Source organism: Achromobacter sp. KK8, from assembly GCF_054188005.1.
On the sequence record NZ_CM135178.1, the window covers coordinates 424,556 to 445,815 of the forward strand.

The window sequence follows — 21,260 nt, forward strand, 5'->3', positions numbered from 1 at the left end:
TACTTTACGTCCATCAAACATACCCATTCGTCCAAGCACCATGCCGCAACCCGTCGATCGCCTGTCCGCCCTCCTGGAACAGTTCCGCGCCCGCGCGCGCCTGTTCCACAGCGGCCCGATGTGCGGGCTGACCCGCTTCCCGCCCGAGGACGGACGCGGATTCCTGCACGTGCTGCGGCGCGGCCGGATGGAGGTCCGCCATCCGGCGGGTCAGGACCTGCCGCGCCGCCTGGCGTTGGATGAACCGACCTTGCTGTTCTACCCCCGGCCCGTGCGGCACGACTTCCACAACCCGCCGCGCGACGGCAGCGACTTCACCTGCGCCACGCTGGATTTCGATGGCGGCGCGCGCAATCCGCTGGTGCGCGCGCTGCCTCCCCTGATCGCGCTGCCGCTGGCGCGGATCGACGGGCTGGAACAGTCGCTGGCGTTGCTGTTCGCCGAGACCGAATCGGTGCGTTGCGGCCAGCGCCTGCTGGCCGACAAGCTGTTCGAAGTCGTGCTGATCCAACTGTTGCGCTGGCTGGTCGACCACCCCGACGAGGCCGGCATCCAGGCCGGCCTGATGGCGGGCTTGGCCGATCCCCGGCTGGCGCGCGCGCTGGTCGCCATGCACCAGGCGCCGGGCGCGTCCTGGACCCTGGCCGCGCTGGCGCAGGAAGCCGGCATGTCGCGCAGCGCCTTCGCCGCCGCGTTCCGCGACGCGGTCGGCCAACCGCCCGCCGACTACCTGGCGGACTGGCGCCTGGCCCTGGCCCAGGCCCGGCTGCGCCAGGGCCGGCCTGTCAAGGTCATCGCCGCCGAGCTGGGCTACGCCAACGCCTCGGCGCTGTCGCGCGCCTTCAGCCGCAAGCTCGGCGCATCGCCGCGCGGCTGGCTCGACCAGCCCGCCGGCTAGCGCCGCCTGGCCCGCATGCGGGTTCCCCAGAACTGGCGGCTGGCGGCGAGCGGCCCTACTATCGAGCACCCTTTTCGCCCCTTGGGAATCCCATGCGCCCGCGCCTTGCCCTTACCGTTCTGTGCCTGTCGGCCCTCCCGCCCGCCGGCGCCGCCGAACCCGCCGCCGGCGTCGAGAATTCGCTCGGCATGCCGTTCGTCACGGTGCCGGCGGGCCGCTTCCTGATGGGTAGCGACGAAGCGCCCGAGACGCTGGCGCGCGACTATCCGCACTACCCTCGGGAGCGTTTCACGCAATTGTTCGACGAAGCGCCGGTGCATGCCGTGCACATCACCCGGCCGTTCCAGCTGATGGCCACCGAGGTCACCGTGGGCCAGTTCCGCCGCTTCCTGGAAGCCTCCGGCCACGTGCCGGAATCCGAAGCGGACGGCACCGGCGGTTATGGCTACAACGCGGCCTATGATCCCGACGCGTCCGAGCGCGGCGATGCCTTCGAAGGCCGCGATCGCCGCTATTCGTGGCGCAATCCCGGCTTCCCCCAGACCGACGCCCATCCGGTGGTCAACGTCAGCTGGAACGACGCCGTCGCCATGGCGCGCTGGCTGAGCCAGCGCGAAGGCCGCGTCTACCGCCTGCCGACCGAGGCCGAATGGGAATACGCGGCGCGCGCCGGCGGCCGGGGCCGCTATCAGCATGGTGACGATCCGGCCGCCCTGGCGGAAGTGGCCAACACTTTCGACGCCGACGCCGCGCCGCTCTGGCCCAAGTGGCAGGCCTACGCGGTGGCGCGCAGCGACGGCCATCGCTACACCGCGCCGGTCGCCAGCTACGCGCCCAACGCCTTCGGGCTGTACGACATGCACGGCAACGCCTGGGAATGGGTGGCCGATTGGTACGGCGAGGACTACTACGCGCACTCGCCGCGCGACGACCCGCAAGGCCCCGCCAGCGGCAACGTGCGGGTGCGCCGCGGCGGCTCGTGGCACACCTGGCCGCTCTACACGCGCTCGGCCTACCGCAACTGGAATACTCCCGAAACGCGCTATCCGCTGGTCGGATTCCGGCTGCTGCGCGAAGTGGGGCCATGAAGACCGGTTAGCATAGCCGCAAGCCTAACTTTCAAAAGAGTCCGACATGCATTCGCTGGGCCGCCTCGTCCTGCTGGTCAACGATTACGACACCGCCATCGCCTTCTACCAGGACAAGCTGGGCATGGAGGTGTTCGTCGACATGGCGGTGGGGCCGCAGCGCTATGTGCACCTGCGCCTGCCCGAGCAACCTTCGGTGGGCGTCTGGCTGTTGCAGGCGCAGACCCAGGCCCAGCGCGACCGCGTCGGCGACCAGACCGGCGGCCAGCCGGTGGGGGTGTTCTACACCGACGACGTGGCGCGCGACCACGCCCGCTTCGCCGCGCGCGGCGTGCGCTTCACCCGAGAGCCCGTCGACGACACCGCGGCCGTCTATGCGCATTTCATCGACCTGTACGGCAACGAGTTCGTGCTGGTGCAGCTGAAGTAGTCCGCCCCCGCCATGGCCGCCCGCTCCGCTGCCGCCACCGCATCGCGCGACTGGATCGTGCGCCACGCGCCGGACGACCGGTTCGAGCGCATCGAAGCCTATTTCGGCGGCCGCGGCTATGGGCTGCACCGGCATGACACCTACGCCATCGGCTGTACGCTGGCGGGGGTGCAGAGCTTCCACTACCGCCGCGGCCTGCGGCACAGCCTGCCTGGCGGCGTGCTGGTGCTGCACCCCGACGAGGCCCACGACGGCCAGGCCGGCACCGAGGCCGGCTTCCACTACCGCATGGCGTATGTGCAGCCGGCGCTGATCCAGCGCATCCTGGGCGGCCGCCCGCTGCCCTTCGTGCGCGACGGCATTTCCAGCGATGCGCGGCTGCGCGCCGCCTGCGCCGCCCTGCTGGGCGACACCGACGCCATGGCGGACCCGTTGCGCGAGGACGACGCGATCTACGACCTGACGCAGGCGCTTTGCGCCGCGGCCGGCCAGGTTCCCGCCCGGCCCCGCCCCGACTACGCCGCCTGCGAACGCGCCCGCCAGTACATCCATGACGCGCGCGGCCAGGCGGTATCGCTGGACGAGCTGGAACGCGCCGCCAGAATCGACCGCTGGAGCCTGTCGCGCGACTTCCGCGCGCTGTACGGCACCAGTCCCTATCGCTATGCCTTGCTGCGCCGCCTGGACCTGGCGCGCCGCCTGATCGCCGCGGGCCAGCCCCTGGCGCAGGCCGCGCTGGCCGCCGGCTTCACCGACCAGAGCCACATGACGCGCCGCCACGCCGAGGCCTTCGGCATGACGCCCGCGCACTGGCGCGGCACCCTGCGCCGCTGACGCGTTTCGCACAAACGTACAAGACCCCGCGCGCGCCGCTCCCTAAGCTGTGGTTTTCATTGCCGCACCGAGGACGTCGCCATGCCCGCCATCACCGCCATCAACCTGGCCCGCAAGTTGTCGCTGATCCAGGAACCCTGGATGCCCAAGGTCATCGCCGAGATGAACGACTACCAGTTCAAGCTGGTCAAGCTGCACGGCGAGTTCGTCTGGCATGCCCATGCCGACACCGACGAGACCTTCATCGTGCTGGCGGGCCAGCTGCGCATCGACCTGCGCGACGGCCACATCGACCTGGGCCCGGGCGAAATGGCCGTGGTCCCCCGGGGCGTGGAACACAAGCCCTGTGCGCCGCAAGAAGTGCATGCCATGCTGATCGAGCCGCGCGGGGTGCGCAACACCGGCGACCAGGGAGGCGAGCGCAGCGCGCCCAACGACGTCTGGATCTGAAGTCGATTCAGGGGCGCTCGGTCTCGATCACGCGCTTGTCGCCCTTGGCCGCGATGCGCGCCTCGACCCGCCGCAGCACCGCCAGCACGAACAGCGCCATCAGCGTGCTGGCCACCGCGGTGGCCTCGCGGCCCATGCCGGCGGCCACGCCGATGGCGGCCGTCATCCAGATGCTGGCCGACGTGGTCAGGCCACGGATCTCGCGTTCGTCGCTGAGCTTGATGATGGCGCCCGCGCCCAGGAAACCGATGCCCGCGATGACGCCCTGCAGCACGCGACTCAGGTCGCCGACCTGCATGCCGTTCTGCAGCGGCACCAGCACGAAGATCGCCGCGCCCAGCGCCACCAGCATGTGGGTGCGCAGGCCGGCGGCCTTGCCGCTGCGCTCGCGCTCGTAACCGAGCAGGCCGCCCAGCAGCACCGCCATGCCCAGTCGCAGCACGATGCGGGTCGCCTCGCCGACGTCGGGGATGTCGGCGAATTCGCTGCGCAAGGTGCTCCAGATCTCCAGCCAGATATCCGCCATCGTCGTCTCCCCGTGGTGGTTGCGCCAGCATAGCAGGGCCGCGCTGGCGTGGCTGCGCCCATCTGGTTTACAACATCAGGCAGGTCCGCATCGAGACGGGCACGACGAGGAGCTTTGGATGGATCTACAACTGGTTGGCAAGCGCGTCCTGATCACGGGCGCGTCCAAGGGGATCGGCCTGGCCTGCGCCACCGCCTTCGCGCGCGAGGGCGCCGAGCCGATCCTGGCCGCGCGCGACGACGCCGCATTGCAGGCCGCCTCGCAGGCGATCCTGGCGCAGACCGGCCGCCAGCCGCGCACCGTGGCGGTGGACCTGGCGCAGCCGGGCGCCGCGGCCCGGGTGCTGGAGCGGACCGGGGCGATCGACATCCTGGTCAACAACGCCGGCGCGGTGCCCGGCGGGGCCCTGGACCAGGTGCAGGACGAACGCTGGCGCGCCGGCTGGGACCTGAAAGTGCACGGCTACATCGACCTGGCGCGTCACTACTATCCGCTGATGCGCGCCGCGGGCGCCGGCGTCATCGCCAACATCATCGGCATGGCAGGCTCGGCGCCGCGGGCCGACTACATCTGCGGCGCGGCCGCCAATGCCTCGCTGATCGCTTTCACCCGAGCCCTGGGCGGCGACGGGCCGCGCCACGGCGTGCGCGTGTTCGGCGTCAATCCGTCGCGCACCCGCACCGACCGGGTGCTGACCCTGGCCAGGCAACGCGCGCAGGCCCGCTGGGGCGATGAATCGCGCTGGCAGGAAACCCTGAACGACCTGCCCTTCGGCCGCCTGATGGAGCCCGAGGAAGTCGCGGACATGGTGGTGTTCGGCGCGTCGCCGCGCGCCGGGTATCTCAGCGGCACGGTGATCGACCTGGACGGCGGCGAGCAGTACGCCGGCCGTTGACGGCGCGCGCGGCGCCTCAGCGCGCCGCGGCCCAGCCCGCCAGCAGGCCCGGCAGCTGCGCCATGTCGGTGAATACGTGCGTCACGCCGACGCCGCGCAGCGCTTCGGCGCTGCTGTGGCCGTTGGCATCGGGGCTGTAGCCGAACACCGTGGCGCCCGCCGCCACGCCGGCGGTGGCGCCGGTGACGGTGTCCTCGACCACGGCGCAACGCCGCGGATCGACGCCCAGCGCGCTGGCCGCGGCCAGGTAGACGTCGGGGTGCGGCTTGCTGCGCGGCATCTCGTGGCCGCTGAAGACCCGTTCGCCGAAACAGTCCGCGATGCCGACCTTGGCCAGCTGCAGCTCGACCTTGCGGCGGTCGGCGCCCGAGGCGACCGCGATGCGGCCCGCCAGCGTCCGGTGCAGGGCGCGCACCGCGTCCGGCGCGCCCGGAATCTCGCGCAGTTCACGGTCGAGCGCGGCATTGCGCCGCTCGCGAAACTGTGCGAACCACTCCGGCGACAGCGCCACGCCGGTGCGGGCCTGGATCAAGGGCAGTTCGTCGCGCACCGCCTTGCCGGTGAAGATACGCGTGGCTTCCTCGAAGGTGATGGCCCAACCCAGCTCGTTGAGCATCTCGGTCAGGACGCGGGCGGTGATCGGTTCGGAATCGACCAGGACGCCGTCGCAATCGAACAACACGGCGTCAAAGGGAAAATCAGTCATTGCGGCTACGGGGAGGGTCGGGGAAGCCCTAGAGCATACTGCACCGCGCCAATCCGGCTCCCGCCGCGGCAGCAAGCGGCGGAGTGTGCCGGACCGCAGGCTTCGCTATGCTGTATCGCGGCCGGCCAAACCCGGGCCCCGCGCCCCCATTCAACCCGCAGCTTTCCCCTCATGACGCCACCGACCTCCCCTCCGAAGCGCGCGCGGCCGGCGCCCCGCCAGGCGACCGCCGCCGCCGACGACGTTGCCGCCCTCTATGCGCGCGCGGCCCGGCACCTGGCCGCGCTGGATGCCGACTGGGCCGGCCATGTCGCCGCCATCGGCCCCTGTCGACACGCTTCGCGGCCGGCGCGCGATCCCTACGAGGCGCTGGTACGCGCCATCGCCTACCAGCAGCTGCACGCCCGCGCCGGCGACGCGATTCTCGGCCGCCTGCTGGCGCTGTATCCCGGACAGGCCTTTCCCGCGCCGCGCGCATTGCTGGACACCGATCCGCAGGTCCAGCGCGCCTGCGGCTTCTCCGCGTCCAAGCTGGCCACCATCCGCGGCATCGCGCAGGCCGCGCTGGACGGCCTGATCCCGGCGCGCGACGAAGCGCTGGCGATGAGCGACGAAGCCCTGGTCGAACGCCTGGTGACGCTGCGCGGCGTGGGCCGCTGGACCGTCGAGATGCTGCTGATCTACACGCTGGAACGCATGGACATCCTGCCGGTGGACGACTTCGGCGTGCGCGAGGGCTACCGGCGCCTGAAGCGGCTGGACAAGGCGCCCTCGCCGGCGCAGATGCGCGCCATCGGCGAGGCCTTCAGCCCGTACCGCACGATCGCGGCCTGGTATCTGTGGCGCATGCCCGCCACCCCGTCGCCGGCGGCGCCATGAGCGCGCCCCTGTCGCTGCGGCGCTACGACTGGGACCATATCCAGCGGCAGCTGGACGCGGAGGGCTGGGCGCCGCTGCCCGCGCTGTTCAGCGCCGCCCAGGCGGTTGCCATGGCGCGCGCCTTCGACGATGCGCAGGCGATGCCAAGCGGTGTGGACGGCGACACATGGCGCTCGCTGCGCCCGCCGCTGCCGTCGGGGTTGGACGCCCTGCAAGGCGCGCTGCGCGCCCGGCTGGCGCCGCTGGCGGATGCGTGGGCGCGGCGCTTGGGACGCGCCGCCCCCGCCGCCACGGCAATGGCACCGCCCTGCCTGAACAGATTGCGCCAGGACGGCTTTCTGCCCCTGCGCCACGCCGCGGATGACGCCGCGTTCCCGTTCGGCCTGATTGCGCTGCTGTCCGAGCCCGGCCAGGACTTCACCGGCGGTGAATTCGTCATGACGGAGCAACGCCCGCGCCAGCAGTCGCGTCCCATGGTCTTGCCGCTGCAACGGGGCGACGCCGCCGTGATCGCGGTGGCGCACCGCCCCATCCATGGCGCCAACGGCGACTACCGCGCCACGCTGCGCCACGCCGTCAGTCGGGTGCGCAGCGGCGAACGGGTGGGCCTGTCGCTGCCGCTGGACGGCTTGTCGGCCCCGCCCTGACCGGCCCGGGTGATCCTGCCGCGCCGGGTTGCCGGCAGGGCTGGCTAGAAATCACATTGCATTTTTAAACGTCAATGTGCAAAACTAGCCGCCATGGAGACCCCCGACGACACCCCACCCCGCCGCACCGGCTTCACGCTGCACGGCGTCGCCTATACCCACATCGACATGGCGGGCCGGTACGGTCCGGATTTCCTGCGCCTGCCCGTGGTGCTGCGGCTGCTGCTGGAAAACGCCTTGCGCAACATGCGCGGCGCCGAGCGCGACGCGGCCGTGGCGGCCCTGTTCGCGTGGCTGGCGCGCGGCACCAGCGAGGCGGAGATCGCCTTCCAGCCCGGCCGCGTCCTGATGCACGACACCACCAGCACGCCCGCGCTGGTGGATATCGCCGCCATGCGCGACGCCCTGGACGAGGCCGGCATGGACCCGCGCGCGCTCAATCCGGTGCTGCCGGTGGACGTGTCGGTGGATCACTCGCTGGCGGTGCAGGCCTATGCGCAAGCGGATGCGGCCGCGCGCAACCTTGCGCTGGAACTGCGCCGCAACGCCGAGCGCTACCGCTTCCTGCGCTGGGCCTCGCAGGCGCTGTCCAACGTGCGCATCCATCCGCCCGGCACCGGCATCATGCACACCATCAACCTGGAGCAGCTGGCGACCGTGGTGTGCGAGCAGGACGGCATGCTGCACCCGGACATGATGATCGGCACCGACAGCCACACGCCGATGATCAACGGCATCGGCGTGCTGGGCTGGGGGGTGGGCGGGCTGGAGGCGCAGACGGTGATGTTCGGCATGCCGACCATGCTGCGCATTCCCGACGTGATCGGTGTGCGGCTGAGCGGCGCGCTGCCGGCCGGCATCACCGCCACCGACCTGGCGCTGACCGTGACCCAGCGCCTGCGCGCCATCGGCGTATCCGGCGAATTCGTGGAGTTCTTCGGTCCCGGCGTCGCCACCCTGTCGGCCGGCAGCCGCTGCGTGGTGGCCAACATGGCGCCGGAGTACGGCGCCACCACCGGCTATTTCCCCATCGACGGCAATACGCTCGACTACCTGCGCCAGACCGGCCGCGACGCGGCCCAGGTGGCGCGGGTCGGCGCCTACGCGGCCAGCGCGGGCCTGGCGCTGGATCCGGCGGCCACGCCGCGCTATACGCGCGTGGTCGAGATCGCGCTGGACCAGGTCGGCACCCGGGTGGCCGGCCCCACGCGGCCGCAGGACCTGCATCCCTACGAACATACCCGCGCCCTTCTCGCCGCCCAGGCGTTCACGCCGGCGACGGCCTCGCCGCTGCCGCGCCACGCCATCGCCATCGCCGCCATCACCAGCTGTACCAACACCTCCGACCCGCGCCTGCTGGTCGCGGCCGGCCTGCTGGCGCGCAAGGCGCGCCGCGCCGGGCTCAAGGCGCCCGCCTGGGTCAAGACCTCGCTCGGCCCGGGCTCGCCCGCCGCCGCCGACTATCTGGCGCGCGCCGGCCTGCTCGATGACCTGGAGGCGGTCGGCTTCGGCATCGTTGGCTATGGCTGCACCACCTGCATCGGCAACGCCGGCCCCTTGCCGCCGGTGGTGCGCGAGGCCATGGCGGCCGGCGCCGTCCGGCCGGTGGCGGTGCTGTCCGGCAACCGCAATTTCACCGGCCGCATCCACCCGGACCTGGACCTGGGCTTCCTGATGTCGCCGCCCCTGGTCATTGCCTTCGCGCTGGCCGGCGACGCCGAGCGCGACCTGGCGAGCGAGCCGGTGCAGGTCGCGCCCGATGGGCGCGCGGTGTTCCTGCGCGATCTCTGGCCCGACGACCACGAGATCGACGCGGCGCTGGCGCGCGGCGTGCGCGCCGACGATTTCCAGCGGGCGTTCCAGGCGGCCAGCGCCAATCCGGGCTGGCAGGCCCTGCGGTCGCCCGCCACGCCCTGTTTTCCCTGGGACCCGGCCTCGACCGCGCTGCGCCGGCCGCCCTTTGCCGCCGCCGGCCCGGCAAGCCAGCTGGGCCGCTACGCCGCGCACCCGTTGCTGGTGCTGGGCGACGACGTCACCACCGACCACCTCTCGCCCGCCAGCGCCATTCCACCCGACAGCCTGGTCGCCGACTTCCTGGTGGCCCAAGGCGATGACCGCGACGACCTGAACGTATTCGCCTCGCGCCGCGGCAATTGGCAGGTGATGATGCGCGCCGCGTTCTACAGCAGGAGCCTGGCCAACCTGCTGTGTCCCGACGCCCCGGTCGGCCACACGGTGCATGCGCCCAGCGGCGCCATCGCACCGATCTGGGAGGCCGCCGAGCGCTATCGCCGCGACGGCGACGCGGTGGTGCTGGTGGCCGGGGAACGCTTCGGCACCGGCTCCTCGCGCGACTGGGCCGCCAAGGGCCAGCGGCTGCTCGGCATCCGCGCGGTGCTGGCGCTGAGCTTCGAACGCATCCATCGTTCCAACCTGATCGGCATGGGGATCCTGCCCCTGCGGCTGGCCGCGGACGCCGGGCCGCAAAGCCTGGCGTTGCGGCCCGGCGACCGCATCGAGATCGATTGTCCCGCGCACGAGCTGGCGCCGCGCCAGTCCATCACCGTGCGGCTGCTGCGCGCCAACGGCGCCACGCAATCGCTGCGCGCCACGGCAGCCGTGGAGACCCAGCTGGAACTGCGCTTGCTACGGATGGGCGGCGTGATTCCGGCTATCCTGGCGGACACGCTCGGCGACCGCGCACGGACGCCGGAGCGCCGGGCCGAACCCCCGCCGATTTCCGTCCACCCATGAGCGCGCAGACCCACACCGCCAACAAGATCCTGGCACTGATCCAGCAAGACCGCCTGAGCCCCGGCGCGCACCTGAGCGCGCAGAAACTGGCCGACCGCCTGCGCCTGTCGCGCTCGCCGGTGAACGACGCGCTGGTCCTGCTGGAACGGCATGGCATCGTGGCGCGCCAGCCCAACCGCGGCTATTTCCTGCAACTCGATCATGACGCGCTGGCGCACGCGCCGGCCGCGTTGGCCCCCGTCGCCGACGACATCGTCACGCAAAGCTATTTCCGCCTGGCCGACGAGCTGCTGCGCGGCGCGCTGCCGCTGCAATGCAGCGAGGCCCAGCTGCGGGCCCGCTATGGCCTGACGCAAGCCCAGGCCCAGGCCCTGCTGGCGCGCGTGGCGCAGGAAGGCTGGGCCGAGCGGCGCCCCGGCTACGGTTGGGAGTTCTCGTCGATGATGACCACGCCCGACAGCCTGTTGCAGTCGTACCGCCTGCGCCTGGCGCTGGAGCCGGCGGCGCTGCTGGAACCGACGTTCCGCCTGGACCCCGCCGTGCTGCAGCGCTGCCGCGCCGCCGAACGCCACCTGCTCGACGGCGGCATCGACGGCGACAGCCCCGACCGCTTGCACGAGCGCGGCGTGCGCTTTCACGAGTCGCTGGTCGAAGCCTCCGGCAACCCGTTCTTCATCGAGACCATCAAGCGCGTCAACCGCGTGCGCCGGCTGCTGTCGTACCGCTCGATGCAGGATCGCAGCCGTTACCGCCAGCATTGCGACCAGCACCTGGAAATCCTCGACCTGCTCGAACGCGAACGCAACGAAGAAGCCTCCCGGGCGCTGGCGCATCACCTGCGCAGCACGCTCGACAACCTGGCCCGCATCCGCGGCATCCTGGCGCCGTAGCGCGCGCCAGGCGCCGTCAGAAGTCCATCGAGGCCGACAGCATCAGCGTGCGCGGCACGCCTTGCGAGATGGTGCCGTAGGACGCCACGCCCGACCAATAGGCGCGGTTGAACACGTTGACGACATTGGCGCGCAAGGTCAGGTTGTTGCCGTGCATGCGCGTGACGTAGCGCGCGCCCAGGTCGAAGGTGGTCCATGAGGACACCGATTGGGTGTTGGCCTGGTTGACGTATTCCGTGCCCGTGTGGATCACGCCGCCGGTCAGGGTCAGCCCGGCGACCCAGGGCGTATCCCACTCCGCGCCCAGGTTGGCCGTCCAGCGCGGCACGCCCACCGGCCGGTTGCCGCGCGTGGCCGGGTTGCTGGTGCGCGTCAGCTCGGCATCCAGGAAGGTCACGCCCCCCAGCAGGCGCAGGCCGCGCAGCGGCTCGCCCGACAGGTTCAGCTCCAGGCCGCGGTTGCGCTGTTCGCTGTCCGCGGCATACACCGTGCCCGTCAACTGGCCGCTGGGCTTGGTGATCTCGAATGCGCTCAGGGTCAGCATGGCGCTGTCGAAGTCGACCTTGACGCCCACTTCCTTCTGCTTGGACTTGTACGGCTTGAACACCTGCCCGGCGTTGGACGCGGTGGCCGGCGCCACGTCGCCCTTGCTCAGGCCCTCGATGTAGTTGGCGTAGAACGAAACGTTGTGCCACGGCTTGAGCACCAGTCCGGCCAGCGGCGTGACGGCGCTTTCGTCGTAGCTGACCGTGCGCGCGCCGCTGACGGGATTGAAATTGCGCGACTCGACGCGCTGCTGGCGCGCTCCCAGCGTCAGCTGCACGCGCTCGTCCAGCACGCTCATGGTGTCGGCCAGCGCGAAGCCGGTCAGGTCCGAGGACGACACCTTGGGCACGCTGGCGGGCGCGGCGATGTCCTGCCGCGGCCGCGTCACCGGGTGATAGATGTTGGACGACAGCGGCGTTCCATTCACGCTGGCCTGCGCGTTGCGGTCGCTGTACAGCGTGCCCATGAAAGTGACGGCGTGGCTTACCGGGCCGGTATCCAGCCGGGCGCGCAGGCCGGCGTTGTAGGTGCTGCGGTCGACCTGGAACTTGAAATGGTTGGGCGTCACCACGGTGTCGCCAGCGGCGTTGACGATGGTGGGGGTCTGGTCGGACAGCCGGTCGATGGAGGTATCCGAACCGCCCGCGTCGGCGAACACGGTCAGGCGCTCGCCGACGTCATACTCCACCCGCAGCAGCGCGGACTGCCCGGAAGATTTCCACCAGCCCCAAGGCTGGGTCGCGTTGCGCCGGCCATCGGGCGCGTCCGGCGTGCGCAGTCCGGCGGCCACCAGGAATGGCCGCGTCGGCGCGTCCACCTTTTCCTCCTGCGTCAGCAGGTCCAGCGAGGCCCGCAGCTTTTCACCCTGGTAGTCCAGCGACAGCGCGCCGATGTCGGTGCGCGAATGCAGGTTGTCCAGCGGCGTGTCGCCCTGCCGGTGCAGGCCATTGACGCGCACGCCCCAGGCGCCATCATCGCCGAAGCGCCGGCTCAGGTCGACGCGGCCGCCGAACTGCGAGGTGCCGGCGTAGTCGGCCGACACCCGCGTCAGGTCTTGCGGCAAGGCGCGCTTGGGCACCATGTTGATGACGCCGCCCACGCCGCTGTTGGGCGACATGCCATACAGCAGCGCGGCCGGACCCTTGAGCACCTCGACGCGTTCGATGTAGTCGGTGAACACGTGGTAGTTGGGCGCCACGCCATAGACCCCGTCGAACGCGATCTCGCCCAGGTTGCCTTCGCCTATCGGGAAGCCGCGGATGTAGAACGAATCCGTCACCCCGCCGATCTGGCCGGTGAAGCGCACCGAGGAATCGACGTTGAGCGCATCGGCCAGCGTCACCGCCTGGCGATTGGCCAGCAGGTCGGCGGTATAGTTCGCGACGCTGAAAGGCGCGTCCATCACGTCGCGGTTGCCCAGCATGCCCAGCCGGCCGCCCCGCGCGACCTGGCCGCCGGCATAGCTGGCCGGCAGGGCCGAGGCGGGTGCGCCGGCGCCGGCCACGACGATGTTCGGCAAGGTGGTGGTCTCGCCCGACGCCGGCAGCCTGCGCAGCGAGTAGGCGCCATCGCCCTGCTCGGCAAGGGCGAAGCCGGAACCGGCCAGCAGCCGCGCAAAGCCATCGCGCACGGTATAGACGCCGTTCAAGCCGTCGCTGTGGCGCCCGGCCAGCAAGGCCGGGTCGAACGACAGCGGCACGCCCGAAGCGGCGGCGAACTGCGCCAGCACGTCGCCCAGCGCCCCCGCCCCAATCGCATAGGAGTTGCCGCGCGCGGCGCTGGCGTCGTCGGCGGCGCGCGCGGCCGGCGCCCCGCTCGACAGCAGCAGGGCCAGGCCCAGCCCGAGCGCGCGGGCCGTGGCCAGCGCCGGGCGGGATTGGGGCCGCGCGCGGCGGAACGGATGACGGGAATGGCGGACGGGCATGGAAGATCCTTCGTGGGCGGGCCTCGCGGCCTGGCCGCGACGATTCACCCGGTACACCGGACGAAGGCGGAAAAAGTGTCAGCGCGGCGGCGATTAATTTGTAACGACGGTCTCGCCGCCCGCCGGCCGCGCCGCCACGGTGACCCAATACGGCGTGACGCGCTGGATCCGCACCGGCAGCGTCTTCTCGAGCAGCCGCAGGCTGGCGTCGGTGTCGGCCAGGGGAAACGCGCCCGATACCCGCAACCCGGCCACCTCGGGATCGCAACGCAGAAAGCCGCGCCGGTAGCGCGCCAGTTCGTCCACCAGATCGGCCAGCCGCCAATTGCGCGCGGCCAGCATGCCGTGCTCCCACGAGACCTGCGCGGCGTCCGCGGCCTGGTCCGGCCCGATGGCGTCCGCGTCGAAGCGGGCCCGCTGCCCCGCGCGCAGCACCCGGCGCGCGCCGCCGGCAGCGCGGATTTCCACGGCGTCCTCGAACACCGCGACCTGGATGGCGGCGCCCTCGTCGCGCACCATGAAGCGCGTGCCCAGCGCTTGCACGCTGCCGAGCCCGGTCTGCACCAGGAACGGCCGCGGCGCCGGCGCCGGGTCCTTGCCGGTGGTCAGCAGGATCTCGCCCGCGCGCAGCCAGACCAGCCGTTGCCGCGCGCTGTACTGGATGTCCACCGCGGTGGCGGTGTTCAGCCACAGGCGCGTGCCGTCGGCGAGCAGCATCTGCCGCCGCTCGCCGATGGCCGTGCGGGCGTCGGCGCTCCATTCGCGCCAGGGCACCTCGCGCCAGGCCAGCCAGGCCGCCGGTCCCGCCAGCAGCAGGCCGCCCGCGGTGCGCAGGACCTGCCGGCGCGCGGGCCGCTCAAGGCGCCGCAGCGTATGCGCGCCCAACGCCGGCGGCACCTGGCCGAAACTGCGCAGCATGTCTTCGACCCGGCGCCAGGCGGCGGCATGCGCCGCGCTGCGATCGCGCCAGCGCTCGAACGCCGCGCGGTCCGCGACCGACAGGGTTTCCGACTGGAAGCGCACCAGCCAGCCGGCGGCCTCCTCGAGCAGGGCGGGGTCCGGCGTCGCGCTCATGCGGAACCCGCCTGGTAGGCGATGAGGCAGGCCGTCAGCGCCTTCTGCATGTGGCGCTTGACCGTGGCCAGCGATACGCGTTGCGCGCGCGCGATGTCGGCATACGCCATGCCGTCGAACTGCGACGACAGGAAGATCTCGCGGGTCTTGGCCGGCAGGGTGCGCAAGGTGGCATCGATCGCGTACAGGGTCTCCAGGATCAGCGCCCGCACCTCGGGCGACGGCACCTCGCGCGCCGGCAGCTGCGCCGCGGCGGCTTGATAGGCGTCCTCCAGCGCGCGGCGGCGCCAGTGATCCACCACCAGCCCCTTGGCGATGTGCGTGAGGAGCGCGCGCGGCTCGTCGCCGCCGCCTGCCCTCACGCGCGCCGCCATCAGGCGCAGGAACGTATCGTGGGCGAGGTCGGCCGCATCGAAGGAATTGCCGAGCTTCTTGCGCAGCCAGGCCGACAGCCAGCCATGGTGCTCGCGGTAGATCTGCGTGACGGTGTCGGTGGGCAGGGTATCGGTCGAGGACACGGCGCAGCTCGCGAGCAATCTAAATGGGAATTGTTACTATTTTATCCCATTCGCGCCGCTACCAGGCAGCCGCGCGCCATTCAGCCCTGGCCTGCCTCCCGCAGATGTTCCGTCAGCAATGCCAGCGCCGGCTTGTCCAGCGCCTGCGCCGCATAGCACAGGCCGATGCGGCGCGACAGCGCCAGGCCGTCGAGGTCGTGGATCGCCACGTCCGCTTGCTGCGCGATCAGGGAATGCGGCGCAACGCAGGCGCCGACGCCGGCGGCCACCAGTTCCAGCGCCAGGCGCAGCGAGCCAGCCTGGCCGGCCGGCGCGTTGGCGGCGGCGCCGTAGTACGGCAACAGGCGCTGGTGGCTGGGGTGGTCGGGGCACACGATCCACGCCGGTGCGGCCGTGCCCGCATCCAAGGGCATGGCGATGGCATAGGGGTCGTCCCACAGCGGCACGAACAGCTCGTCCTCGCAGCGTTCGTCCTCGGTCGCCAGGCGGGCGTCGCCGACGCAGCCTTCCAGCAGGAGCAGCATCAGATTGGGCACCGCCTGGCGGGCCTGCGCCACGAAGGCGCGCACGTGCGCGCCCGCGATCTCGCCTTCGACCCCGATGCGCAGTTGCGCCAGGCGAGCGTCCTGGCGGAACTGGCGCGCCATCGACTCGGTCTGCGCCACCAGGCGCCGCGCCTGCGGATACAGGATGCGGGCCGCGTCGGTGACCGACACGCCGCGCGCCTGGCGCTCGAAAAGCTGCGTGCCAAGCACGCCTTCCAGGGCCTTGATGGTGCCCGACAACGCCGGCTGGCTCAGGTGCAGGCGTTGCGCGGCGGCGGTGATGTTGCGTTCCTCGAAGACCGCGATGAAGGCATTGAGCTGACGGCTGTCCATAAGTTTTTCCGATCGATGCGAGAAGAATAAACCATTTTTCAAGCAAAAAAGCCCGCCCCATAATGGTCTCCAGCCCCTAAGGCATATGAATAATCGATATCTGGAGTTTCCCTCATGACTACCCCTCAACGCCCCCTCGTCGTCATCACCGGCGCCAGTTCCGGCATCGGCCTGGCCACCGCGCGCCTGTTCTCGTCCCACGGCCACCCGCTGTTGCTGCTGGCGCGGCGGCTGGAACCGATGCAGGCGCTGAACCTGCCGAATGCGCTGGCGCGCCAGGTCGACGTGACCGACCGCGCCGCGCTGGCCGCCGCCCTGCGCGAGGCCGAAGCCCTGCATGGTCCGGCCGACGCCATCGTCAACAACGCTGGCGTCATGCTGCTGGGCGACATCACGCGCCAGGACCCGGCGCAATGGGACCGCATGCTGGACGTGAACGTCAAGGGGCTGCTCAACGGCGTGCACGCCGTCGCCGCCGGCATGGCCGAGCGCGGTCGCGGCACCATCATCAACATCAGTTCGGTGGCCGGCCGCAAGACTTTCCCCAACCACGTGGCCTACGTCGGCACCAAGTTCGCGGTACATGGCCTGTCGGAAAACCTGCGCGAGGAACTGTCGCCACACAATGTGCGTGTGGTGACCATCGCCCCGGGCGCGGTCGAGACCGAACTGCTCAGCCACACCACGGACGCGGGCATCAAGAGCGGCTACCAGGACTGGAAGGCCGGCATGGGCGGCAAGGTGCTGGCCGCCGAGGACGTGGCCAACGCCGTCTACTACGCCTATGCGCAGCCGCAAGGCGTGTGCATCCGCGAGATCGTGCTGGCGGCGACGCGCCAGCAGGCCTGAAGCAGGCCCGGGTCACGCGGCCTGCACGGCCGCCGCGCTAGAACGTGGCCTTCAGGTTCAGGAACACGTTGCGCGGCTCGCCGTAGTACACCTGGTTGGCCACGCCGCCCAGGTAGTACTTCTTGTCGAACAGGTTGTTCACGTTCAACTGCGCCGACAGGTGCGCGCTGAAGTCGTAGCGCGCCATCAGGTTGAAGATCGCGTAGGCCTTCTGCTTGGCGATGACGCTGCCCTCGTCCAGCTCCACCTTGCTGTAGGTGCTGATCTGCCAGTTGGCGCCGCCGCCCAACGTCAGCCTGTTCCAGGCCCCGGGCAGGCGATAGGTGGTGAACAGCGTGGCCGAGGCACGCGGCCGCTCGGTATTGACCGACACGCCGTGCACGTCGCGGCTGGTGTAGTAGGTGCCGCCCAGCGTGGTGTTCCAGCCCGGCGCCAGCTGGCCGGTCAGCTCCATTTCGATGCCGCGCGTGGTGACGCCGTCGGCGGTCCGGTAAGCGCCATCGGTCGATCCCGGCACCACATAGCCGGGATCCGGCACGGCGGTCTTGGTTTCCTTCACCTTGAACAAGGCCAGCGACGCGTTGAGCCGACCGTCCAGATATTCTCCCTTGACGCCGATTTCGTAGTTCTGCCCTTCGACCGGATCCAGGTAGTTGCCGTTGCGGTCGCGGTAGTCCTGCGGCTGGAAGATGTCGGTGTAGCTGGCGTATGCGGAATAGGTACGGTCCAGGTCGACCACCACCCCAGCATACGGCAACAGGCGCGCATCGCGCTGGTCGCGGGTGGGCGACCGCGACTTCCACGAGGCGTGGCGAGCGCCGGTGATGAGCGTCACGTCGTCGGTCAGCGACCAGCGCGCCGCGCCATACACGCCACGCTGGTGCGTGACGGTGTCGCGCAGCGTCGAGGCACCCCAGGCCGGCTCGGGATAGGAACCGTCCCAATCGTAGAACGAGCCGGTGTCCGCCATCGATGCGGGCCGCGCGTAGCTGTAGAAGTCCTCGCTGTAGCGGCTGCGCGAAGCGCCCAGCACCAGTTCGTGACGCCGGCCCAGCAACTGGAACGGGCCCTTGACCTGCAGGTCCAGCGCGGTCTGCTGCGCATAGGAATTCCAGTACCCCGGGAAACCGGTCCAGCCGGCGCCGCTGGCGCGATCGGGCTTGCCGCTGAACCACAGCAGCTTGGCGTCGTACTTGCTCTTGCGCTGCGACCAGGCGAGCCGCGCCTCCCAATCGTTGTCGAAACGGTGCGTCAGCGTCGCGAAGGCCGTGCGCTGCGTCGTGTGCCAATAGGTCCAATCGGCCGCGCTGCTCTTGGAGCGGCGCCAATCGGTGGGCGTGCCATCGCTGAACACCACCGGCAGGCCGCCCCAGGTCGACCCGCGCGGCCGCTTGTCCTGGTAGTCCATGCCCACGCTCAGTTGCGTGGCGGACGTCAGATCGGCGTCGACCACACCGTAGAACACCTTCTTGTCGGCGCGATAGCGATCGATGTACGAATCGGACTTCTGGTACAGCGTCACCATGCGCGCGCGCACGGTGCCCGCCGCGTTCAGCGGCGTGGTCAGGTCCGCCGACCCGCGATACCGGTTCCAGGACCCCATGCCGGCGTTGACCTCGCCGGTGAATTCACGGCTGTTGGCGTGCTTGCGCACCAGGTTGATCGAAGCCGAGGGATTGCCCGCGCCGGTCATCAGGCCGGTCGCGCCGCGCACCACCTCGATGCGGTCATAGATGATGGAATCGTTGTTGGACTCGCCATACATGGACAGGCCGATCGTGGTGGGCACGCCGTCGTACTGCAGGCTGTCGATGTAGAAACCGCGCGACCAGAAATCGGTGCGGTCGCTGTCTTCGGAAACCACCTGCACCCCGACCACGTTGCCCATCACCTCGTCCAGCGAACGCAGGTTCTGGTCCTCGATGCGCTGGCGCGTCACCACGGTGACCGACTGCGGCGTTTCGCGCAGCGACAACGACAATCCGGTTGCCGCCGCCGTGGCGGGCGTGGTGTACGAGCCGGTGCCTTCGGTCACGGCCGGGTCGCCCGCACCCAGCACCGTCACGGGCGCCAGGCTGGCCACTTCGCCCTCCCGCGTCAGGACGATGCTGTCGCCCTGCCAGCGATAGCCCACGCCCGAGCCCTGCAGCAGGCGCGCCAGCGATTGCTCCGGACTGGCGGTCATGCGCAGGCCCGACGTGCGCAGGCCGGCCACCAGTTCAGGCGCATAGAACACGCGCTGGCGCGTCTGCGCGGCCCACTGCAACAGCGCCTCGTCCAGCGGCATGGCGGCAATGTCCACCGCCACCGCGGACGCCCGCGGCCCGGCGGCGCCGCAGACACCGGTCGCCAGGGCCAGCGACAGCATCAGGGAAGAAAGAACGATACGGGGCGTGGCGCGCGCGCGGCGCCTGGAGGAAGCATTCACGATCAGCGGCGGTTTCGGTTCAGGAACAGGAAGGAAGCCTTCTTGCAAAGGCAGGGCGCGGCGCGCCTTCATTCCTAGAACGATGCCGAGGCGAAAAAACCTGAATGCCGGGGACGATTATTTTGTAACGCCTAGCGCGCGGTCACGTCGATGACGCCGGATGCCGAAGGCGTCAGCTTCACCGGCGCCACCGCCGGTAGCGCCTCAAGCAATGCTTCGGGCCGGTCCAGGCTGAACGAGGCCGATACCCGCAGGCGTCCCGCCTTGCTGTCGGCCAGCCGCAGCGGCGTGGCCAGGTAGCGATTCATCACGCTCACCACTTCGGCCAGCGGCGCGTTCCGGAACACCACCCTGCCCGTCTGCCAGGCCAGCGCCGTCTCGACGTCGGCGGGCGCCGGAACACCGATGGCGCCGCTGCCCGGCACGCGGATGCCGTGGCCATCGCGCAATACCGCCAGCCCCAGGTTCCACCAATGGCCGCCGGTCACTTCCACCGTGCCGGAGCGCACCAGCACGGTGACCACGTCCTCGTCGCGCCGCACGTCGAACACCGTGCCGGTCACGCGCACGTCGCCGCTGCCGGCGCGCACGATGAAGGGCCGTTCCGCTTCCGGACTGACGCTGAAGAGGATTTCACCGCCTTGCAGTTCGACCTCGCGGCGGCCGGCATAGAACTTGACCTCGGCCAGCGTGCTGCCGTTGATCTCGAGCACCGAGCCGTCGGGCAGGGTCACCTGCTTGCGTTCTCCGCGGTCGGCCCCCACCACGATGGTGTAGGTCGGCGCCTCGCCCGGCAGGCTCCACCAAGCGACCAGCGCCACCAGCGCCAGCACCGCGCAGGCTAAGGCGATGCGCAGCGGCGCGGCGATGCGCCGGCGGCCCGGGCGAGGCGGCACCGCGCCGCCCAGCAGGTCGCGCACGCGGTCGGGCGGCAACTGCGCGGCGGCCTGTCCCAACTGCTGCATGCGGTCGAACTCGCGCGCCGCGTCCGGCTGCTCGCGCCGCCAGCGCGCGAATGCGCGCCGCTCGCGCCGCGTCATGTCGCCCGAATGCCAGCGCGCGAACCACCAGGCGGCGCTGGCGGGCTGGCGCGGGTCATCGGCATCGCGGGAAAAGGACTCGGTCATCGTCGGTGGCCGTCCACGCCGGAACGCGGACATGAAGTAAGCAGGAACGGCGTCATGGATTGTGTTCGCGCAGGCGTTCCTGCACGTGTTGGATCGCTCGCATGACGTAGCGTTCAATCATATTCTTGGACAGCCCCATGCAGGTGGCCACCTCGGCCTGGGTCCAGCCTTCGATGCGGTTCAGGACGAAGGCCTGGCGGCACTTGGGTGGCAGTTCGGCCAGCACCCGCGCCAGGTCGTCGGCCAGCCGCGCGGCGCGAACCGGTGACTCGGGATCGGCGTGCACCGGCTGGTCGCGCTCGTCCAGTTCATCCAACGGCACGTGCTGCTCGCGATGCTGGCGGCGCCAGCGGTCGATCAGGCGGTGTCCGGCCACCTGGAACAGATAGCCGCGCGCCTTGGCCGCCACGCTGGCGTCGGCGTTGAGCAGGTGCTCGATCGCGTCGTGCGCGGCGTCCTCGGCGTCGTGCCGGTTGCCCGAGCGGCGGCTCCAGGCGCCGATCAGCTCGTCATAGCAGGCGAGCCATCCGGGACGGGACGAAGCGGGGCGGGACATGGATCGATCCGGTGGCGTAGTGTGGCAACGCTGCGGATTTTACAAATAATTCTCATTCCCGCAAGAACACCTGGCGCTGCCGCCGAGCCATTGCCACTAGTAGTCCATCGGCACGTGGCTCTGCGCCGCGCGCAATTCCTGGATGTGGCGCTCGGCCTCCTGCCTTTCGGCGGCGGGTGGCAAGGCCCGCCAGCTCACCATATTGCCCGGCGTCTTGACCGGCATCCAGCCCAGGACGCTGTACAGCGTGATCGCGGTGCCGCCCGTGTCCAACCGCGTTTCGTAATAGCCCTGCCGTTCCGGCGTCTTGTCGCCGGGCACCCACTCCAACTGCGACATCGTGTCTCCCTCTGGGTCTAGCCT

21 protein-coding genes are annotated in these 21,260 nt (G+C 70.6%); 11 read left to right on the plus strand and 10 right to left on the minus strand.

The features are described from left to right. Positions 1-40: 40 nt before the first annotated feature. The 5 genes from ACVN9Z_RS02080 (at position 41) to ACVN9Z_RS02100 (ending at position 3,700) form a co-directional block, all read left to right on the plus strand. Positions 41-898, plus strand: coding sequence for an AraC family transcriptional regulator (locus ACVN9Z_RS02080; RefSeq protein WP_006387414.1), 858 nt, complete (start codon positions 41-43; stop codon positions 896-898). A 92-nt stretch (positions 899-990) separates the two neighbouring features. Further along, the gene (locus tag ACVN9Z_RS02085) at positions 991-1,986 is read left to right on the plus strand and encodes a formylglycine-generating enzyme family protein (protein ID WP_458213037.1); all 996 of its coding nucleotides are present in this window, start codon (positions 991-993) and stop codon (positions 1,984-1,986) included. A gap of 46 nt (positions 1,987-2,032) precedes the next feature. Continuing rightward, entirely contained in the window at positions 2,033-2,416 is a 384-nt protein-coding gene (locus ACVN9Z_RS02090; protein ID WP_006387410.1) for a VOC family protein, read from the plus strand. A 12-nt stretch (positions 2,417-2,428) separates the two neighbouring features. After that, a complete protein-coding gene (locus ACVN9Z_RS02095) occupies positions 2,429-3,250 on the plus strand; it encodes an AraC family ligand binding domain-containing protein (protein ID WP_458213038.1) in 822 nt (273 codons plus the stop codon). 81 nt (positions 3,251-3,331) lie between these two features. Beyond that, a complete protein-coding gene (locus ACVN9Z_RS02100; protein ID WP_006387407.1) occupies positions 3,332-3,700 on the plus strand; it encodes a cupin domain-containing protein in 369 nt (122 codons plus the stop codon). Between the two features lie 7 nt (positions 3,701-3,707). Here the strand turns inward: ACVN9Z_RS02100 and ACVN9Z_RS02105 are convergent, their stop codons facing one another. Beyond that, positions 3,708-4,226 (minus strand): MgtC/SapB family protein, encoded by a 519-nt coding sequence (locus tag ACVN9Z_RS02105; protein WP_006387406.1) that lies wholly within the window; start codon positions 4,224-4,226, stop codon positions 3,708-3,710. A gap of 118 nt (positions 4,227-4,344) precedes the next feature. Between ACVN9Z_RS02105 and ACVN9Z_RS02110 the strand changes: the two genes are divergently transcribed. Further along, complete coding sequence (locus ACVN9Z_RS02110; RefSeq protein ID WP_006387405.1) at positions 4,345-5,121, plus strand: SDR family oxidoreductase; 777 nt, start codon at positions 4,345-4,347, stop codon at positions 5,119-5,121. 16 nt (positions 5,122-5,137) lie between these two features. Here the strand turns inward: ACVN9Z_RS02110 and ACVN9Z_RS02115 are convergent, their stop codons facing one another. Continuing rightward, a complete protein-coding gene (locus tag ACVN9Z_RS02115) occupies positions 5,138-5,827 on the minus strand; it encodes an HAD family hydrolase (RefSeq protein WP_024070265.1) in 690 nt (229 codons plus the stop codon). Positions 5,828-5,998: 171 nt separating this feature from the next. Between ACVN9Z_RS02115 and ACVN9Z_RS02120 the strand changes: the two genes are divergently transcribed. From ACVN9Z_RS02120 to ACVN9Z_RS02135, 4 genes are all read left to right on the plus strand, one after another. Beyond that, positions 5,999-6,706, plus strand: a complete 708-nt coding sequence (locus ACVN9Z_RS02120; RefSeq protein ID WP_024070266.1) for a DNA-3-methyladenine glycosylase family protein — start codon at positions 5,999-6,001, stop codon at positions 6,704-6,706. Next, on the plus strand, positions 6,703-7,353 hold the full coding sequence (locus ACVN9Z_RS02125) for a 2OG-Fe(II) oxygenase (protein ID WP_047992091.1): 651 nt from the start codon (positions 6,703-6,705) through the stop codon (positions 7,351-7,353). The genes ACVN9Z_RS02120 and ACVN9Z_RS02125 overlap by 4 nt, the downstream gene beginning before the upstream one ends. Positions 7,354-7,446: 93 nt before the next feature. Beyond that, positions 7,447-10,107 (plus strand): aconitate hydratase AcnA, encoded by a 2,661-nt coding sequence (gene acnA, locus ACVN9Z_RS02130; RefSeq protein ID WP_458213039.1) that lies wholly within the window; start codon positions 7,447-7,449, stop codon positions 10,105-10,107. Then, complete coding sequence (locus ACVN9Z_RS02135) at positions 10,104-10,997, plus strand: GntR family transcriptional regulator (protein ID WP_006387401.1); 894 nt, start codon at positions 10,104-10,106, stop codon at positions 10,995-10,997. The genes acnA and ACVN9Z_RS02135 overlap by 4 nt, the downstream gene beginning before the upstream one ends. A 16-nt stretch (positions 10,998-11,013) precedes the next feature. Here ACVN9Z_RS02135 and ACVN9Z_RS02140 read toward each other — a convergent pair whose 3' ends face one another. From ACVN9Z_RS02140 to ACVN9Z_RS02155, 4 genes are all read right to left on the minus strand, one after another. Then, entirely contained in the window at positions 11,014-13,467 is a 2,454-nt protein-coding gene (locus tag ACVN9Z_RS02140) for a TonB-dependent siderophore receptor (RefSeq protein WP_458213040.1), read from the minus strand. Positions 13,468-13,560: 93 nt separating this feature from the next. After that, the gene (locus ACVN9Z_RS02145; protein ID WP_238876283.1) at positions 13,561-14,541 is read right to left on the minus strand and encodes a FecR domain-containing protein; all 981 of its coding nucleotides are present in this window, start codon (positions 14,539-14,541) and stop codon (positions 13,561-13,563) included. Further along, a complete protein-coding gene (locus tag ACVN9Z_RS02150) occupies positions 14,538-15,059 on the minus strand; it encodes a sigma-70 family RNA polymerase sigma factor (RefSeq protein WP_458213041.1) in 522 nt (173 codons plus the stop codon). Before ACVN9Z_RS02150 ends, ACVN9Z_RS02145 begins: the two co-directional genes overlap by 4 nt. An 80-nt stretch (positions 15,060-15,139) precedes the next feature. Next, positions 15,140-15,937: a LysR family transcriptional regulator gene (locus ACVN9Z_RS02155; RefSeq protein WP_024070271.1), complete on the minus strand. Its 798-nt coding sequence runs from the start codon at positions 15,935-15,937 to the stop codon at positions 15,140-15,142. Between the two features lie 114 nt (positions 15,938-16,051). Here ACVN9Z_RS02155 and ACVN9Z_RS02160 point away from each other — a divergent pair, with 114 nt between their 5' ends. Beyond that, complete coding sequence (locus ACVN9Z_RS02160; protein ID WP_024070272.1) at positions 16,052-16,786, plus strand: SDR family oxidoreductase; 735 nt, start codon at positions 16,052-16,054, stop codon at positions 16,784-16,786. Positions 16,787-16,823: 37 nt separating this feature from the next. Here ACVN9Z_RS02160 and fhuE read toward each other — a convergent pair whose 3' ends face one another. The 4 genes from fhuE to ACVN9Z_RS02180 form a co-directional block, all read right to left on the minus strand. Further along, entirely contained in the window at positions 16,824-19,286 is a 2,463-nt protein-coding gene (gene fhuE / locus ACVN9Z_RS02165; RefSeq protein WP_458213042.1) for a ferric-rhodotorulic acid/ferric-coprogen receptor FhuE, read from the minus strand. A 59-nt stretch (positions 19,287-19,345) separates the two neighbouring features. Continuing rightward, entirely contained in the window at positions 19,346-20,341 is a 996-nt protein-coding gene (locus ACVN9Z_RS02170) for a FecR family protein (protein WP_458213043.1), read from the minus strand. Between the two features lie 52 nt (positions 20,342-20,393). Further along, entirely contained in the window at positions 20,394-20,897 is a 504-nt protein-coding gene (locus ACVN9Z_RS02175) for an RNA polymerase sigma factor (protein ID WP_024070275.1), read from the minus strand. A 96-nt stretch (positions 20,898-20,993) separates the two neighbouring features. After that, positions 20,994-21,236 carry a hypothetical protein gene (locus tag ACVN9Z_RS02180; protein WP_024070276.1) on the minus strand — a complete coding sequence of 81 codons (243 nt, stop codon included), beginning with the start codon at positions 21,234-21,236 and terminating at the stop codon, positions 20,994-20,996. Positions 21,237-21,260: the final 24 nt, after the last annotated feature.